The organism is Pseudidiomarina terrestris (assembly GCF_030466375.1).
Taxonomy (GTDB): Bacteria; Pseudomonadota; Gammaproteobacteria; order Enterobacterales; family Alteromonadaceae; genus Pseudidiomarina; species Pseudidiomarina terrestris.
In genome coordinates, this window is sequence record NZ_JAGGJE010000002.1 from 182,253 (window position 1) to 199,696 (window position 17,444).

16 protein-coding genes are annotated in these 17,444 nt (G+C 53.0%); 12 read left to right on the plus strand and 4 right to left on the minus strand.

The window, feature by feature from the left end; genetic code table 11:
* Positions 1-17: 17 nt before the first annotated feature.
* On the plus strand, positions 18-2,447 hold the full coding sequence (locus J6J28_RS08220; protein ID WP_301721014.1) for a S9 family peptidase: 2,430 nt from the start codon (positions 18-20) through the stop codon (positions 2,445-2,447).
* Between the two features lie 58 nt (positions 2,448-2,505).
* On the opposite strand, the gene J6J28_RS08225 is transcribed toward J6J28_RS08220, so the two are convergent.
* Positions 2,506-3,138, minus strand: a complete 633-nt coding sequence (locus tag J6J28_RS08225; protein WP_301721015.1) for a DUF3047 domain-containing protein — start codon at positions 3,136-3,138, stop codon at positions 2,506-2,508.
* A 36-nt stretch (positions 3,139-3,174) separates the two neighbouring features.
* The gene (locus J6J28_RS08230; RefSeq protein ID WP_301721017.1) at positions 3,175-3,618 is read right to left on the minus strand and encodes a YaiI/YqxD family protein; all 444 of its coding nucleotides are present in this window, start codon (positions 3,616-3,618) and stop codon (positions 3,175-3,177) included.
* A gap of 70 nt (positions 3,619-3,688) precedes the next feature.
* Between J6J28_RS08230 and J6J28_RS08235 the strand changes: the two genes are divergently transcribed.
* The 9 genes from J6J28_RS08235 (at position 3,689) to J6J28_RS08275 (ending at position 12,117) form a co-directional block, all read left to right on the plus strand.
* Positions 3,689-4,423: an SGNH/GDSL hydrolase family protein gene (locus J6J28_RS08235; RefSeq protein ID WP_301721018.1), complete on the plus strand. Its 735-nt coding sequence runs from the start codon at positions 3,689-3,691 to the stop codon at positions 4,421-4,423.
* The gene (locus J6J28_RS08240; protein ID WP_301721019.1) at positions 4,424-4,909 is read left to right on the plus strand and encodes a protein disulfide oxidoreductase; all 486 of its coding nucleotides are present in this window, start codon (positions 4,424-4,426) and stop codon (positions 4,907-4,909) included.
* A gap of 67 nt (positions 4,910-4,976) precedes the next feature.
* Positions 4,977-6,350 carry a M23 family metallopeptidase gene (locus tag J6J28_RS08245; protein ID WP_301721021.1) on the plus strand — a complete coding sequence of 458 codons (1,374 nt, stop codon included), beginning with the start codon at positions 4,977-4,979 and terminating at the stop codon, positions 6,348-6,350.
* Complete coding sequence (locus J6J28_RS08250; RefSeq protein ID WP_301721022.1) at positions 6,347-6,955, plus strand: 4'-phosphopantetheinyl transferase family protein; 609 nt, start codon at positions 6,347-6,349, stop codon at positions 6,953-6,955. Before J6J28_RS08245 ends, J6J28_RS08250 begins: the two co-directional genes overlap by 4 nt.
* A 102-nt stretch (positions 6,956-7,057) precedes the next feature.
* Positions 7,058-7,435 (plus strand): PadR family transcriptional regulator, encoded by a 378-nt coding sequence (locus J6J28_RS08255; protein WP_301721024.1) that lies wholly within the window; start codon positions 7,058-7,060, stop codon positions 7,433-7,435.
* On the plus strand, positions 7,416-8,780 hold the full coding sequence (locus tag J6J28_RS08260; RefSeq protein WP_301721025.1) for a permease prefix domain 1-containing protein: 1,365 nt from the start codon (positions 7,416-7,418) through the stop codon (positions 8,778-8,780). Before J6J28_RS08255 ends, J6J28_RS08260 begins: the two co-directional genes overlap by 20 nt.
* Before the next feature lie 124 nt (positions 8,781-8,904).
* The gene (locus J6J28_RS08265) at positions 8,905-10,101 is read left to right on the plus strand and encodes an alginate export family protein (RefSeq protein WP_301721026.1); all 1,197 of its coding nucleotides are present in this window, start codon (positions 8,905-8,907) and stop codon (positions 10,099-10,101) included.
* A 181-nt stretch (positions 10,102-10,282) separates the two neighbouring features.
* Positions 10,283-11,212 carry a sodium-dependent bicarbonate transport family permease gene (locus tag J6J28_RS08270; protein ID WP_301721027.1) on the plus strand — a complete coding sequence of 310 codons (930 nt, stop codon included), beginning with the start codon at positions 10,283-10,285 and terminating at the stop codon, positions 11,210-11,212.
* Positions 11,213-11,313: 101 nt separating this feature from the next.
* Positions 11,314-12,117 (plus strand): SDR family oxidoreductase, encoded by an 804-nt coding sequence (locus J6J28_RS08275; RefSeq protein WP_301721028.1) that lies wholly within the window; start codon positions 11,314-11,316, stop codon positions 12,115-12,117.
* Between the two features lie 2 nt (positions 12,118-12,119).
* On the opposite strand, the gene J6J28_RS08280 is transcribed toward J6J28_RS08275, so the two are convergent.
* Positions 12,120-13,118, minus strand: coding sequence for a branched-chain amino acid aminotransferase (locus J6J28_RS08280; protein ID WP_301721030.1), 999 nt, complete (start codon positions 13,116-13,118; stop codon positions 12,120-12,122).
* Between the two features lie 200 nt (positions 13,119-13,318).
* Between J6J28_RS08280 and J6J28_RS08285 the strand changes: the two genes are divergently transcribed.
* On the plus strand, positions 13,319-15,124 hold the full coding sequence (locus tag J6J28_RS08285; protein WP_301721031.1) for a diguanylate cyclase: 1,806 nt from the start codon (positions 13,319-13,321) through the stop codon (positions 15,122-15,124).
* Positions 15,125-15,138: 14 nt separating this feature from the next.
* Here the strand turns inward: J6J28_RS08285 and J6J28_RS08290 are convergent, their stop codons facing one another.
* Positions 15,139-16,224 (minus strand): mechanosensitive ion channel family protein, encoded by a 1,086-nt coding sequence (locus J6J28_RS08290; protein ID WP_301721032.1) that lies wholly within the window; start codon positions 16,222-16,224, stop codon positions 15,139-15,141.
* A gap of 116 nt (positions 16,225-16,340) precedes the next feature.
* On the opposite strand from J6J28_RS08290, the gene J6J28_RS08295 reads away from it, so the two are divergent.
* The gene (locus tag J6J28_RS08295; protein WP_301721034.1) at positions 16,341-17,396 is read left to right on the plus strand and encodes a threonine aldolase family protein; all 1,056 of its coding nucleotides are present in this window, start codon (positions 16,341-16,343) and stop codon (positions 17,394-17,396) included.
* Positions 17,397-17,444: the final 48 nt, after the last annotated feature.

Here is a 17,444-nt window from a genome sequence, read left to right on the forward strand (position 1 = left end):
AACAAAGGTAACTAAGCATGTTCCAGGGGTTAAGACTCAATACGATTGCGCTTACGCTGACTGCAAGTGCGGCGCTTACAGGAGGATTCGCTGTTCAGGCGAATCCAGTGAAGATAGATTATCAGGAGCCGGTACAGGAAATCGTCGACATCGTTGATGCCGCACCGTCGCCAGGTGGCAGTTTAAGCCCTGATGGCGATATGCTGCTGATCTCAAATTATCCGGCACTGCCAGATATCACCGATGTTGCTGCAGACCAACTGAAGCTCGCTGGACGCCGCATTAATCCAGCGAATTACACCGTCAGTCAGGCTCGCTATATCAGCGCAATTGAACTGCTCGATATTGCCAGTGGCGAAAAAATAGAAATTGATGGACTTCCCAGTGACCTCAAAGCATTGGGGGCGAGTTGGTCGCCAAACGGCGATTTCATTGCAGTGGCGCAGCAAACTGAGGCAACGGTTCAGCTATGGCTGGTCGATGTGAACTCAGCGCAAGCCAAACTATGGTCAGGTACAGCGCTGAATGCGGTGTGGGGACCGCGACTGGAATGGCGCCATGATAGCAGTGGTTTGTACTCCTATACGCTGGCAGAGGGTCTTACTAAGCCTGCCTTAACCACGGTTCCGACCGGTCCGGTCATCACCGAGAGTGCAGGGCGCACAGCACCTGGGCGAACCTATCAGGATTTACTACAAAACAAACAAGACGAAGCGCTGTTTGATTATTACTTTACCAGTCAGATTACGTTCTTCCCGGTGACCGGTGAAGAGCAGGACATTGGTCCGCAGGCGCTGTATAACGGGGTCAGTGTTTCTCCGGACGACAGCTACTTACTGGTAAGTGAAATTAAGCGTCCGTATTCCTATGCGGTGCCATACTACCGTTTCCCGGAAACCACCATGGTCTGGAACACCGCGGGTGAAACTGACTATACCGTGGCGCAACAGCCTCTGGCAGACGATTTGCCGATAGCCTTTGACGCGGTGGTGCAGGGACGTCGTTCGATCAGCTGGCGTAACGATGCAGACGCGACCCTGGTCTGGGCGCAGGCCACTGATATGGGCGATCCGGCGGTGGACGCAGAAACGCGTGATCAGGTGTTTCAACAGCCAGCACCTTTTACCGCAGAACCACAGAAACTGGTGGACCTCAGTAAGCGCTATGGCCGTATGCTGGCGGCAGACGAGGAGCATATTCTGGTCTGGGAACGCTGGTGGGCAGATCGTGATGAAAAACTGTGGTTAGTCGATGCAACGGGGGAGCACGAACCTAAACTGGTGTGGGAGCGCTCCTGGGAAGATCGTTACAACGACCCGGGACAACCTTTTACCGTGCAGGAAAATGGCCGCAGCTTGCTGTACCTGAATGACCGCAAAATTCTCTTAACCGGCACCGGCGCATCCGCCGAGGGGGATCGCCCATTTATTGATCGCTACAACCTTAACACGAAGGACAGTGAGCGTTTATGGCGTAGCCAGGCACCTTACTTTGAGCGTCCTCGTGGGCTAATTAATGCCGACCAGCTGAGCTTTTTGATGCAACGTGAAGGGGTCAACGACCCGGCGGACTTCTTTGTCCGGGATCTGGACGATAACACCTTGACCGCTTTGACGGAAACGCCTCACCCGATGCCGCACACGCAAGGGATCAGCCGTGAACTTATCACTTACACACGCGAAGACGGCCTGGCGATGTCGGCAGAGCTTTACCTGCCCGCGGGTTATGATAAAGAACGCGATGGACCTTTACCAACGGTGGTTTGGGCCTATCCGCGCGAATACAAAAGTTCTGCGGCAGCGGCGCAAATCAGTGGTTCACCCTACGAGTTTGTCCGTATCAGTTATTGGGCGCCTCAGTACCTGGCGACTCAGGGCTATGCGGTACTTGATAGTGCGACCATGCCGATTGTGGGGGAAGGCGACGCGCGCCCCAATGACACCTTTATTGAACAGTTGGTCATGAACGGTAAGGCAGCGATTAAAGCTGGCGCTGACCTTGGTGTGACAGATCCTGAGCGTGTTGCCTTAGGCGGACACTCTTATGGTGCGTTTATGACGGCCAATATGCTTGCCCACAGTGACTTATTTAAAACAGGTATTGCCCGTAGTGGAGCCTATAATCGTAGTTTGACGCCCTTTGGTTTCCAACGCGAAGAGCGCACCGTCTGGGATGATGCTGATTTGTACATTGGCATGTCGCCGTTTTTCCATGCGCATAAAATCAATGAACCGCTATTGATGATTCACGGCGCCAATGACAACAATTCAGGCACCTTCCCGATGCAGTCTGAGCGTCTTTACCAGGCCATCAAAGGTCTTGGTGGTACCTCGCGCCTGGTGATGCTGCCGCACGAGTCGCACGGGTATCGTGCACGCGAGTCCGTGCTGCACATGCTCTGGGAACAAACGCGCTGGCTTGATCTCTATCTGAAAGATCAGGACTAAGAGCTGAGCTGTTAGCAGCTGATTGTCGAAAGCCCGCCTCATGCGGGCTTTTTTTTGGTTAATCGCTAAACCAAATGCGCTGCAGTTGGAATCGACGTTCGCCGCCGGCATTATCGCAATCCACCATCAGCGCTAAGCCATCAATAGTCTCAACTTGCACGCCGAAATGGCGTTGAAAATGTTCAGGTAGATGCACTGTTTCGGTGACCCACTCGCCGATGGGACTTGACTGATTACGCATGGCGACCATCATCGCCTGCTCAGTAAATGGATTTGGCCAGCTTGCACCGATGGGCTGGTCATAGGTCCAGACGAAGTTGACTGCTTTTGAGCTCAGACCAAATAAGCCACGTTCTGCGACCGCATAGATACGGGCTGAGAAGTCATCTCCCGCTTTTACCCGTTCTTCATCCAGCGCCAAAGGCGGTTGCATTACTCGCCAGCGCCAATTCAGATAGGGCTTTTCGGTGAGTTCTAGTTCCCGCTCTAAATAAAGCGCTGAGGCTTGCCCGCTCTTGCAGGTCGCGTTGAGAACGCCGTCCGTAACCTGGTAGCTTGAGGGAGCTTCGAATTCGCGAACCGGCCATTCAATAATGCTGGCTGGCGCGAAATTGCTGTCCTCTACTGCAAGGGCTTGAGGACTCAGGACGGCTGCGCTAAGCAAAGCGGTCAGGCTGTAGTGTTTAAGCATAAAACCTCCAGGCTACGGAACTGTTGATGCGGACGTTTAAGCGCGCGCCAGGATCCGATCCAGGTGATTGGCAAACGCCATACGATCTTTTTGATTCAGCGGCGGCGGGCCGCCACTTTGCACACCGCTGGCGCGCATGGTGTCCATAAAATCACGAATATTCAGCCGGCTGCGAATATTTTCCACAGTGAAGAGTTCGCCGCGCGGGCTCAGTGCCTGGCCACCTTTTTCGATGACTTCGGCAGCGAGTGGAATATCAGCGGTAATCACCAGATCACCGCGCTCGCACAGCCGTACAATCTCGTCATCGGCGACATCAAAACCACTGGCCACCGTGCGTGCGGAAATAAATCGTGAAGGTGGCACCCGCAAGGGCTGGTTCGCGATCAGAATCAGTTGCAACTGTTTGCGCTCGGCGGCGCGATACAGAATATCTTTTATAACGATAGGACAAGCGTCCGCATCTACATAGATTTTCATGGGTAGTTCTTCATTAGCCGTTGGCAGTGATAAGCTTAGCACGGTGAAACCCGCAACATAATGGAACGCTATGTTATTACATAAAATTTTGCTTCCGGTACTCGCACCTTTGTTGCTGCTGCAGGGGAAGCTGGTGCGCGCCCGCACGCCGCACCTGCCAGAAGCAGAGGGCGCCCGGCAAGGACAGGCTGGCTCGGAGCGCACGCGTCCTGCATCAGGAAAGGAGCTGCGGGTCTTGATCCTTGGCGATTCTGCGGCTGCCGGGGTAGGTTGCGACACACAGCAGCAGGCGGTCACCGGTCAGTGGGTCGCGCAGTTGAGTCAAACCACCCCCGTTAGCTGGCAACTGGTGGCGAAATCCAGCCTAACCTGTGCCCAGGTACTGACACTATTAAAAGAAACCCAACTTACCGAGTCGCGGTTTGATGTGGTGCTGGTTTCGGTCGGTGTTAATGATGTCACACGGCGAACTTCAACGAGCCAGTGGCAGGCAGATCTTGAGGCTATGAGCCGTTACCTGAACGAGCACCTGGGGGTAAGCCGTATTCTCTATACGGCGCTGCCCCCCATGCACAAGTTTCCGGCCTTGCCTCAGCCCTTACGCTGGATACTGGGGCAGCGAGCTAAGCTGTTAAATCAATACCTTGCGCAGCACTGCCAGCGACATAACTACACCCATTACCTCAATTTTGAGGTACCCTATGAAGCTCAATTTATTGCCGCCGACGGATACCATCCCTCGACCGCGGCAGCAGAGCTCTGGGCGCGGACCGCCGCTGAAGCTTATTCTGAGGAAAACAAATAGATGATAAAAAAGATACTCCTATTCTTTGTCGTCGCGCTCACCGTAGTGACGGTGATGGATGTCTGGCGCGCGCAGGATTTACCGCCTGGTCAGCTGAGTCAAAGCACCTGGCAGACGCTTCAATACGAGCATGTGGATCTGGTTGAACAAAGCTATGGCGAGCCCGTGATTGTTTATTTCTGGGGATCCTGGTGTCCTGTTTGTCACGTGCTTACACCGAGCGTGGATTGGTTAGCGCAGTACGTGCCGGTGGTTAGTGTCGCCATGACCTCGGGCAGTGATGCCAAGGTCCGCCGCTACCTGGTGGATAACGATTATCAGTTTAAGGTGGTGAACGATCCTGAGGCCGAGATCTCTAATCAGTGGGGCGTACCTGTCACGCCTGCATTTGCCGTGATCAAAGATGGTAAGATTGACTCATTCACCGCAGGAGCCACGTCACCGTTAGGTCTATACGCCCGTTGGCTATGGGCTAGTTTTAGGTAAAAGCGGTAGTTTGCGGTCAAGATTGCGGTAGAATGGTGCTGAAACTGGAAGTTAGGAACCTGCATTAGTGAAATTAATAGCTTTAAAAATCAGTAGCGTAGCTATGGCAATGTTACTTGTCGCGTGCGCAGAACCACAACCGGAAGAGGTTGCGGAATCACCCGCGGAACAGCAACTCCAGCTGCAACCATTAGAGTTGGAGCGGGACGACGCGGCGGCTGCGTTCGAGTTGCCGGTGACGCCGCCGGTGACTTCAGGGACGAAGAAAATCAGGCCCGTCGAACTTGCCGCAACCACTATCGCAGACCCGCTGACAGACGTGAGTTTCGCAGTGCTGAAACGTGGTCAGACGGTGACCGGTTTACTGAGCAAATACGGTTTTAAAGCACGTGATGTTTACCAACTGGCGGAAGCGTTAGATGGTTATGTCAATTTAGACAAACTGCAGGCCGGTGCCGCGATTGCTATCAATAAACAGAAAGATACTGCCCAGATCAGTCTCGCGGCTGAGTATGCCGAGCGGATTGATGCTTATTATGAGGACGGTGTCTGGAACGTCAGCAAGCATCAGGTACCGACCCGCATAGAGGTGTCTGAACACGCGGTGCAAATTAATCATAGCCTGTACGGTAATGCGGCCGAAGCGGATGTACCGGGTGACGTTATTAATTCGGCGCTGCTGGCGCTTTCACACTTCATCGACTTTCAGCGTCAGGTGTATCAGGGCAATCGTTTTGAAGTGGTCTTCGAGCGCACTTTAGTGACGCAGGATGAACTGTTGTTTGCTCATCAGCAAACACCATTGCAACCCACCTACCTGCGCTTCAAAAATGACGAAGATGATTTCCGCTTGTACCGTTACGAGCAGTCGTTTTATCTCGAAGATGGTCGGTTAGCGGAAAGTTTTCTGCTGAAAACCCCCCTTAACGGCGCGCGCTTGTCGTCGCACTATGGGCAACGTAAGCATCCGGTACTCGGTTATACGCGGATGCACAAAGGTATCGATTTCGGTGCGCCTGAGGGTACACCGATCATGGCAGCCGGTAATGGCACGATCAAGCGGGCCGACTGGTATGGCTCCTACGGTAACGCGGTCGTTATTGCGCATGCTGATGGTTATGAGACCTTGTATGCGCATCTGCAGGGGTTTGCCAACGACATTGAGCCCGGTCAGCGGGTCAAACAGGGGGAGGTGATTGGTTATTTAGGTAATACAGGCCTCTCCCAGGCGCGCCACCTTCATTATGAAGTTTATCGCCACGGAAAAATCGTCAACCCCCTGAATTTGAAGAAACTTTCTACTGAACGTCTTAGTGGTGAACAGTTGGCGCAATTTATTGAGCATGTGGCCAGTTTAGAAGAGCGCACCCTGCGTCTGGCGGATCTGGCTGGCGGCGCGAGCTCGACCTACGCCGAAGGTCTCACTGCGGAAGTGCAATGAAAGCGCGCACCGGCGTCCACTGTACCTTTATCACCGATGTTGAAGCCACAGTTCCCGCATTAAATGCCTGGCTGAGTGCAGCAGACCGTGAGCAAAGCCAGCAGTACCGACAGCCACAGCGGCGCCTGCAGTACCTGGCAGGGCGTGGACTGGTGCGTTGGCTGTTGCACAGGTACTGGCAGATGGCCGCTGAAGATAGCATCATCACCCGGCAGGAAAACGGCGCACCGCTGTTGCTGGTGCAGGGTCAGCAGTGGCAGTGCTCGATTAGCCATAGCCACAACCACGCCATAGTAGCTGTTAGCCCGGCTGCCGCACCGATTGGAGTTGACGTCGAGCGTATTGCGCCCCGTAAACAGCTGGTTCGCTTATTGCGAACACCTTTTATGGCTGGCGTCGATTCTGAGCATTTGGTCAGTTTTTTTCAGCGTTGGACACTCGCGGAAGCGGTGACCAAAGCCGAACAAGGGCTGCTGTTGGAAGTGCTCAAACGATCTTCAGAAACTTATCTTCCGCATGCCTGTTTTCAGCAGCACAGCGATTATCTGTTGTGCTGTTACTCGCCCGGCGAATCCTGCACCATCCAGCAGTTCAGCCCCCCCTAAACGCATCTCTGTGCAAAAAATAACTTGCATACCTTGTAGTTCTAGGTATAGATTTAATACCTAGATGTACTAGGTATTAAATTGCATGCGAGTGAAATCATCATGAATCTCTCAAAAGATCTAATGGCCGCATCCTCGACTCCGTTGGTGTTGGGCATCATTGCCGACGGCGAGACCTACGGCTATGAAATTGTAAAACGGGTCGAGCAGCTGTCCGGCGGCGCCCTTAACTGGACTGACGGAATGCTCTATCCGCTGTTGCATCGTCTTGAACAGCAGGGCGTACTGGAATCGCGCTGGCGGGTTGCCAGTGATACCGGACGCAAACGCAAGTACTACGCGATTACTGAGCTTGGACGCAGAACATTGCAGGAACAACAGCAGCAATGGCAGCTGATAAACGCCGCGCTGAACCGAATCTGGCATGACATGACCTTAAATCCACAACGGAGTGACGATAATGGTTGCCAACCCGCTTAATTCACAGGTAGTTGATACCGAGTCAAAAGTTAACGAATGGCGCGCTCACCTGATGCGCCATGCCGCATTGAATGAGCACGATATTGACGAGTTGGAATCCCATCTTCGCGACCAGATGGAAGCACTGCAAGAGCAGGGCCTGCGAGATGACGAAGCTTTTCTGATTGCGGCCAGGCGCGTGGGCGACCTGGACGATGTCACACGCGAGTACGCCGAGGTCCACTCTGGACGGCTCTGGCAAAACCTGGTGTTCGGTGACTCCAGTGACAGCTTGAAGCAACGCAATTTGTTTACAGCTCTGGTGTTTGCAGTTTGCGCGGCAATTGCAATCAAATTGCCGGCCTTGTTTGGCATGCATTTTGATGCTGAGGGTGCAGACTGGTTCTACGCACGCAATATTACCTTGTTCAGTCTGCCGTTCTTAGCGCTGTACTTCGCACTTGACCGCCAACTTGGGCGCGCCGGGTGGGGCTTTGTTGCCAGCGCTGTTGTGGCCGCAGCGATTCTGATAAATGGCTACGCCAGTTTTGCCTCGACAACGACCATGACTCTGGCAATGATTCATCTACCGATTATTATCTGGTTTATGGTCGGTATCGTATACAGTGGTGATTGGTGGCGATCACACGCGAAAAGAATGGATTTTGTAAGATTTTCAGGTGAGTTTGTCATTTACTACGTGTTAATCGCAATCGGTGGAGGCGTCTTAACGGCGTTTACCCTTGGCATGTTCAGTTTCATTGGTATCGATATCGAGTGGGCGGTACAGAGCTGGATTATTCCCTGTGGCGCGATGGGCGCAGTGGTGATCTCAGGCTGGCTGGTCGAGGGCAAGCAGGGCGCGATTGAAAATATGGCCCCCGTGCTGGCGCGTGTCTTTACGCCAATGTTTACGTTGATGCTGAGTAGCTTTTTGGTGACCATGCTGGTGACCGGGCGTGGGTTTGATATTCAGCGCGAAGTCCTCATTGGCCTGGATCTGATGTTAGTAGTAGTACTAGGTTTGGTCCTCTATGCGGTATCCTCGCGGGATCCGAGCAAACCCGTATCCTTGTTTGATAAACTGCAGCTGGTGCTGGTTGTCACCGCGTTACTGGTCGATGTGCTGGCGCTGGGCGCAATTGCTGGTCGTATTTTTGACATGGGGGTCACCGCAAATCGCGTGGCAGCGCTTGGTGAGAACTTGATACTGTTGGTCAGTCTCAGCGGCTACGCCTACCACTATTCGACGTTTATCAAAGGTAAAGCGGGCTTCACCAACCTCGAGCGCTGGCAGACCAATTACATCCCTGTCTACGTCGCCTGGGCCCTGCTCGTCGTCATCGCCTTCCCCCTCATCTTCTAACTACCAAGAAAGGGCAGCCCTTCCACTGTAAGGGCTGCCCTTATTAGGTAACTCCTTGTTGGAATGCTGTTTTGTCGCGCAGGCGGATAAACTGTGGTGGTCAATTCATTCAGCGGAGTCCGCCATGATCCTACGTCACACTTGTCTTTGTTCTGTTAGTTCGTTTCTGCTGCTTAGCCTGGCGGGAGTTGGAGTTGCTGCGGCAACGGAAGTCGATGCGAAAGTTGATTTTCGTTACCGGCTTGAGTCGGTCGCTCAGGACAATGCCCTTGAGGATGCACTGGCGTCGACCTTACGCAGTCGGGTGACTCTAACAGCCCAACCGCAATCGGGATGGAGTCTGGTCGCTGAGCTTGACCACGTCAGTGCGGTCGGCGGAGACACTTATAACAGTACCGACAACGGCAAGTCGTCCTATAGTGTGGTCGCGGATCCAACGGGAACGGATATCAATCAAGCCTTTGTACGTTATGAAAGCACAACGGGAACCGCTTATACAGCGGGACGCCAGCGGGTGAATCAGCTTAATCAGCGGTTTATCGGCGGGGTTGGCTGGCGCCAAAATGAGCAGACCTTTGATGGCTACCGTGTGCAGTCGCAGTGGCGCGATTCGTGGACGCTGGATATAGGTTATTATCATAATGTGAATCGAATTTTTGGGCCTGATGGTGCTGACGCTGATCAAAACGGCAGTTTTGTGACAGCGCTGGTAAACTGGCAGTTGCAGCCGAATCAGCAGCTGGCACTGTTCGGGTATGACTTCGAATTTGATGACTGGCAGGTTCGCAGCAGTCGCACTTACGGGGTAGATTACCAGAGCGATCTCTGGGGCCAACGCGATCTGCGGCTGCACGTGACACTAGCAGCGCAAAACGATGCACATAGCGCACCGGATAATTCGACCCATCATTACCACCGCATAGTACTGGACTGGCAGCCAAACCGACTCAAGTTCAGCTTGGGCCAGGAACGTTTGGCCGGCGATGGCACCAGTGCTTTCCAAACGCCTTTAGCAACACTACACGCCTTCTCGGGCTTCGCTGATGTCTTCCTGACGACTCCTGCAGCAGGCCTGCGCGATAACTGGGTCGGCGTTGGTACACAGGCATTTGGCGGTAACTGGCAGCTCAGCTGGCATGACTTCCAGTCAGACGCAGGTGCGCTGAATTACGGTCAGGAATTGGATCTGGTTGGTGCCTACAGACTGTCACCACGTTGGTCGGGAATTTTTAAAGCCGCAGGCTATCAGGGCGATGCCCATGGCGTCGATACCACCAAACTCTGGCTGATGTTGAGCTACAGCCTGTCATCCGGCGGATAAGGCAAGGTGCGTTTGGCGGAAATACATTGTCATTTGAAAAGTTGAGTAAAGACTTCCAGTCGTCGTAAGATCAAAATCTCTGGCGATGAGCTAAGCTCACTAATTGTCTTTGTAATTATTCATCTTTATTAATGAATAAAAATCCTCATACTAGTTTGCACATGTACGCAGAGGAACAGTCATGCCTGATATCGTAATTGCATTTTTTATTCTTGGAATCGTTGCCGGCGTTGTTAAATCAGATTTAAAAATGCCCGGGCAGATTTATGAGATTTTATCGATTCTGTTGATGCTAAGTATAGGTATTAAAGGTGGACTTGCCTTACATACGGATCAAGATGCTGTGGTCTGGTCCACGCTGCTTGGGATTGCGCTGCTTGGGCTTTTGATTCCAGTTCTTGTGTTACCGCTACTGCGTAAACTGGTGCGTTTACCGAATGCCGACGCAATCAGTATCGCTGCACATTATGGCTCGGTGAGTGCCGGTACTTTTGCCGTAGCCTGGGCATTAGCAGAAAGCAACGGCCTGACGATTTCCGCGGATGCAACGCTATATCTGGTCATTCTTGAGTTGCCGGCGATCATCTTAATGCTTGGTTACTACCATTGGAGCCAGGGTAAAACCAGTGGCGAGCAGAACATGCTGTCTATTTGGCACGAAGCTTTTACCAGTCGCGGCGTGATCCTGTTAATGGGTGGTGTTGCCATCGGGTGGCTCTACGGCCCGGCTGGTCTGGATTCTATCGCCGGGTTAGTGGTCGATGGTTTTAAAATTCTGCTGGCGCTGTTCTTGCTGGAGATGGGGTTAACCACCGCCCGTATTTGCCGGCCACTGCCCCTTGCTCATTGGCGATTGGTGCTGTTTGCGGCGTTCGCGCCGTTAATTCTACTCTGGCCAGGTTTACTGCTAGGCTGGTACTTTGAGTTGCCAGCGGGAAGCGTGCTGATTTTAGGCGCCCTGACGGCAAGTGCATCCTACATAGCAGCGCCCGCGGCGATCCGCGCAGCTATTCCAGATGCCAACATCAGTAAGGCGATGCTGGCCTCTCTGGGGGTAACCTTCCCGTTAAATGTGATTGTCTATATTCCGTTCGTGGCAGCATCTCTTTAGGTCCAAAGCGCTGACTCAGCCAAAGATAATTAGATATCAATCTGGAAACTTAGCCAAAAACAGCTTTTAATCAAAACAGGGACTCAAAAAAGAGAAATCTTATGGCACGATTAAAAGACAAAGTTATTGTGATTACCGGTGCAGCCCGGGGAATTGGTGAAGGCGTCGCCCGCGCGTTTCATGAAGAGGGGGCCACGGTGATTATCACCGACATTCTGGTAGACGAAGGCAAGGCCCTTGCTGCTGAGTTGGGCGAGCAGGCATACTTTTACGAGCTTGATGTCAGTCAGGAACGCCAATGGCAGGATATGAGCGATTGGCTGTATACAACGTTTAATGGTTTACACGGTCTGGTGAATAACGCTGGTATTACCGGCCTTGAGACCCATTCAGGGCCCCATGATCCGGAGCACGTCTCGCTGGAAGACTGGCATCGGGTGCATGCGGTCAATCTGGACGGTACCTTTCTTGGTTGTAAATATGCCATTCAGCTGATGCGCAAGACCAAGAGTAACGGCAGTATTATTAACATGTCGTCGCGCTCAGGGCTGGTTGGGATCCCAGGTGCAGCCGCCTATGCGTCGTCAAAAGCAGCCATTCGCAATCACACCAAAACCGTTGCGCTCTATTGCGCACAGCAGAATTTACCGATCCGCTGTAATTCAATTCACCCGGCTGCGATCATGACTCCTATTTGGGAGCCAATGTTAGGTGAAGGCGAGCAGCGCGAACAAAATATGCAGGCCATTATCGCTAGTTGCCCCATGCACAGGTTTGGCGAGGTGAGCGAAGTGGCTGCGGTATGCGTATTGTTGGCCTCAGACGAAGCCAACTACATGAATGCCTCCGAGCTGACCATCGACGGCGGCGTCTTGGCAGGCAGCTTTAAAGTACAGTCTGACTAAGACTAAGAAACCTTGGTAAGCCAGCCGTGTTTATCTGCGGTCTGGCCCCACTGGATAGCGTTTAAAGCCTTACGTAGCTTCTCGGTGGTGGGTCCCTGCGTGCCACTGCCAACGCGATAATCTTTGCCATCACGGATCAGTGTACCGACGGGCGTGAGCACGGCTGCGGTACCGGACAATGCCGCTTCAGTTTCAGGTTTCGACGCCCGCTCGATTAACTCATCCACACTTAACTCCCGCTCACTGACCTTCATTCCCATGTCCCGCGCGATAGTCAAAATGGAGTCGCGGGTAATGCCATGTAAAAACGAGCTGTCGAGAGCTTTGGTAATCATCTCGTCGCCATCAATCAGGAGGAAGTTCGCTGCGCCAGTCTCCTGCACATCACCGCCTGGACAAAACAGCACCTGATCCGCATTGACGCTCGCGCGCGCCTGCATGATGGGTTGCAAGGCGCTGGCGTAGTTGCCGCCACTTTTTACCATGCCCATATGGGCGGCACAGCGTGAGCCGTGCTCCTCTAACAACAAACGCAGGGGACGGATGCCGCCGCTGAAGTAATCACCGACAGGGGAAAGCAGGACATACAGCATGGAAGTAAGACTTGGACTTGCTGCTTTGCCAATACTAGGTTCGGTACCGATATGAGTTGGCCGGATGTACATTGAACCTGGTGGTTCTGGCACGTCAGTTACGTACTTTTTCACGATATTTACAATCATCTCTTCGAGCAGCTCTGGTGTCACCTTAGGTAGCGCGAGGAGCTGGCTGCTCTGAATGAGTCGCGCAATATTAGCTTCCATTCGAAAGATATTGACCGAGCCATCGTCATGACGAAACGCTTTCAGGCCTTCAAAGCAGGTGCTGGAATAATGCAAAACATGGGCGGCTGGATGCAGACTGATCTGATCGGCCGCAACCTGTACAGGTTGACTCCAACCGTCGCCGTCGAAGGTGCTAAGTGCCATTTCGGGCATAAAACGAGTACCAAAGGCTGCCATGAAAATTTCCTAAAATTGAACGAGCTGTAAAAGACTAACAGAAGTCTACTGGGCTTGCGGGCTAACTGCAAACGCCGGCTCAGGATAGGTCGAAGCCCGCCGCCGGCTGATTTTTGTTATCTGATCGGTTAGAATACATGCAATATAACCTTTGGCTTAGTTGGACAACTAACGGAAAATAGGAGCAGGTAATCGCTACTGTGGAGTATTCCTTTTGGCGCCATATCTCGTTGAGGGCGCAAACGTTAGCAGCATTTTTAGTACCGATAATTCTGGTGGCTGGGCTGTCGTGGATCGTTTCTGTCACCATGGAAAATGTCAGACAGCTCTCGGATAGATCCGATCGTCTGGTGCAGGAAATCTCTGTCCGCAACAGAATGCTGCAAGAAGTCATCAATGCTGAAACAGGTGAGCGTGGCTTCATCATCACCGGTGACGAACAATTTCTTGAGCCGTTTGAACGTGCGCAGTCGAAATTTGCCGGTCTCGCTTCGCAATGGCGCAGCCTTTCAACAGCTGCTGACGACAAGGCGCAGCTTATGCAGATGGAGCAATTGTTCCAGCGCTGGCTGAATGAAATTGCCAAGCCTGCGATTACCGCCCGGGCTAAGCAGCCAATGGCAGATAATGGCGCTGAGTTGGAGAGTGTAAGTCAGGCGCTTGTGGCATCGGGACGCGGCAAACAATTAGTGGATGATATGCGCGAGATCATCCGCAGTACGATTGCCGAAAAGCAGACAGTACTCAGTGGTGTCAACGCCGAACTTATTGATCGCATGAGATTAGTCGAGCGCATGGCCGTGCTATTGCCGGTCATAGGCGTTGGCCTGGGCTTAGCAATTTTGTTACTGATGCAGATGGGGGTCATTTCCAGTATTGACCGCTTACGTAAAACTGCACGTGACGTCGAAAAAGGCGACCTCTCTGCGCGCGTTCATGATAACCGCTCCGATGAACTTGGCATCCTTGCCAGAGATTTCAACCGCATGGTGGATCAGCTTGAGCTTGCCCAGCGAGAAAGCACGGTGTTAGCGGGATTCCAGTCGATGCTGGTGTCCTCTAATGATGAAGATGAGGCCTATGGAGCTGCTGCACGCGCGTTATCGAAGCTATTCCCTGAGTTGAGCGGTGCACTTTATTTGATTGCGCCTTCACGCGACTTCGCTGAATTAGCCACCAGCTGGGGCTTTGCTGAGAAACCTACTGCGCGCTTCCACCCGGAAGACTGTCGGGCACTGCGGCTTGGCCGCACCTATGTGGCAACAGAGGAAAGCGCCGAAATTTTCTGTGCACATGCAGCGTCAAAACATCCCCAGTTTACACTCTGCATTCCGCTGGTCACGCGCGATGAAGTCATGGGTACGCTATTTCTTGCACATGTCTCCAACGGCGATGATGGCATGAGTAAGCACCAAATCGCATTAGCGCAAACCGTTGCTGAAAGATTGTCACTGGCGTTGAGCAACCTACGGTTGACGGAGAGATTACGCCGCGAGTCCGTGCGTGATCCGCTGACCGGGCTATTCAACCGCCGGTACCTGGAAGAGACGCTGGAACGCGAGATTCAGCGTGTCGCGCGCGCTGGCAAACCTTTGTCTATTATCACTCTGGATGTCGATCACTTTAAGCGGTTTAATGATTCCTTTGGTCATGAAGCGGGCGATCGTGTTTTAGAAGAACTGGCGACGGTCATGACAGCTCTGTCGCGTCCGGGCGATGTTGCCTGTCGCTTCGGAGGCGAAGAGTTTATGTTGATTCTACCCGAAGTGGGCGTCGAGCTTGCCAGCGTCAGAGCTGAAGATATGCGCCGCCGGATAGAGTCATTACAACTCAGTTATGGCGGAACCTCACTGGGGACGGTTACCATCTCTCTGGGCGTCGCGACCTATCCGGTTCATACGCTTAAAAAAGAAGAGCTCATCCGGTTTGCTGATAACGCTCTGTACGAGGCAAAAAATGCTGGCCGCAACCAAATCGCTGTGTACAGCAAAGATGGCTCTTCCTAGTAGCTTATTCTTGCTTAACTCTTGAGCAGGTTTTGCTCGTCTGAATTGCGTAGCTCCTCGGTCACTTGTTTATCAATGGTGCGATCGGCACTCACATCTGACTGAGTCAGTTCAGCCAGAGAGCCTTTCTCAGCGGTTTTGCTTTTCGGCTTCGTTGCTGTCACCGCAACAGGTTTTGAGGTGTCTGGTAACTCGGTTTCAAAGCGTAAGCGATAAGTGGGTTCGGGCATCTCGATGGCGGCTTCATCGAAGCCTTGTTTGACGAAGCGAATGGCCTCACTGCGAATTTTCAGTACATCGGTCTGCCGCTGGTCGACCCAGCCCAGTACCCGCAGGACGACAGTGCTGGCACCGAGTTCATGAATCAGGCACTGGGGTGCCGGTTCATCAAGAATACCTTTCATCTGATGTAAAATACTGACGCAGAGCTGCCGCGCATCGGCAAGGTCAGCATCGGGGGTGATATCCACGTAAAAATCCACGCGCCGTAACGGATTAAGGGTGAAGTTGGTCATCGACGAGGTGATGATGACACTGTTGGGAATGCGCAAATGATTGCCGTCCAATGTCATGAGCACGGTATCGCGGGAGGTAAGGCGCACCACGTTACCGGTAAATTCACCAATTTGAATGACATCACCAATCCGAAAGGGGTTGCGGGCGCTTAACAAGATGCCAGCCAGATAGTTTTCAACGATATTTCGAAAGGCAAAACCGACGGCAATACCAAACACCCCTGCGACACCTAAAACCGCGCTAAACAGAGCCGTTGCGTTCAATAACTCCAGGCCGATAATGACTCCTACCGCGGTGACGAGCAGCCGGACCACGCGCTTGCCCAGTAGTGTCGCCAGCTCAGACATTCCAACCCGTTTCATCCAGCCAGTGCGGCGGCTAAGCCAGCCACCGAGAAACCAGAACAGTACAACCACGATAATGGCAATGACAAACAGCGGGAGCATGTCTAAAGCGGTTGCCCCCAGCTCCTGAAATTTATCTGTGACCGACTGTAGCTGACCACTGACGGTCGGCTCTTCATCGACCTCAGGGGGTGGCGTTGTGGTGAGTAAAAGCGCGGCCATCGACGGCAATTTGATCATGAAAAAGCCTCTGTAATTGCAGAACTTATTCTTAGTGTAGCTGGTTTTTCCGGTTGTTGGTGAAGCTGGGCTGGGTTATAAGGGGGGCACGGCTTTATTGAAAGGGTGTAACTGCAGTGAAGGCATCTATTTTACGTCATCCCACTGAATCCATGGCGACGACCCTGCGCAAACTGGCAGCGCGCGCCGAGAGTGTCGCGGCCGCCGATGTCTATGGCAGTGGTGCACTGATCGAGAATTTTGAGCAGCGGTTAGCCACAATGCTGGGTAAGCCAGCTGCGCTTTTTTTACCCAGTGGAACCCTGGCGCAGCCGCTGGCGCTGCGTATACATAGTGACCAGCGCAACCAGCGAGGTGTGGCGCTGCATCCAAGCTCACATCTGGTCCTGCATGAGCAAGACGGTTACCAGCAGCTATGGGGGTTGCAAGGAAAGTTGGTAGGGCAGCGTAACAAAGTGCTTACCTTGGCAGACATCGAACAACTGAATCCAGCAGCGCTGGCTGCGCTGGTGCTGGAGTTACCGATGCGGGAAATCGGTGGGCAGCTGCCGCAGTGGCAGGACTTGCTGGCGCAAGTTGACTGGGCCCGACGGCACAATCTTGCGGTACACTTTGATGGGGCAAGGCTATGGCACTGCCCAGCCTATTACGACAAAAGCTTAGCGGAAATAAGTGCTCTGGCGGATTCGGTTTACGTCAGTTTATACAAAGATATCGGTGGCATTGCCGGAGCTGTGCTGGCCGGGGAAGACGACTTTATTGCGCAGGCAAAGATCTGGAGTCGGCGCGCCGGTGGTAATCTGATTTCCTTTTACCCTTATATTCTTGCCGCGGAGCAGGGGCTGGAGGAAAACCTTGCGAGTATCACTGACGCAGTGCTTTATGCTCAGCAGCTCGGCCCTTTGTTGGCAACGGTTTGTGGTGTTCAGGTGAACCCACCACAACCGCAGGCGGCCATGTTTCACCTGCACATTGAGCGCGATGCGAACGAACTCGCTAACGTCATTGCGGACTATGCGGAACAGCATGAAATCATCACGCTACCGAAGCCCCGGGGCATAGATTCTGAAGGCAGAGCTATCTGTGAAATAAGTGTCGGACGCAGCACCATGGCGCACCCACCCGAGTTCTGGCGCAAGCATCTGGCTGCATGTTTAACAGCTACAAGCTGACGTTAAACAGAAGAAACATGTCGCCTCCGAGGTTTTGACATCCCGCTG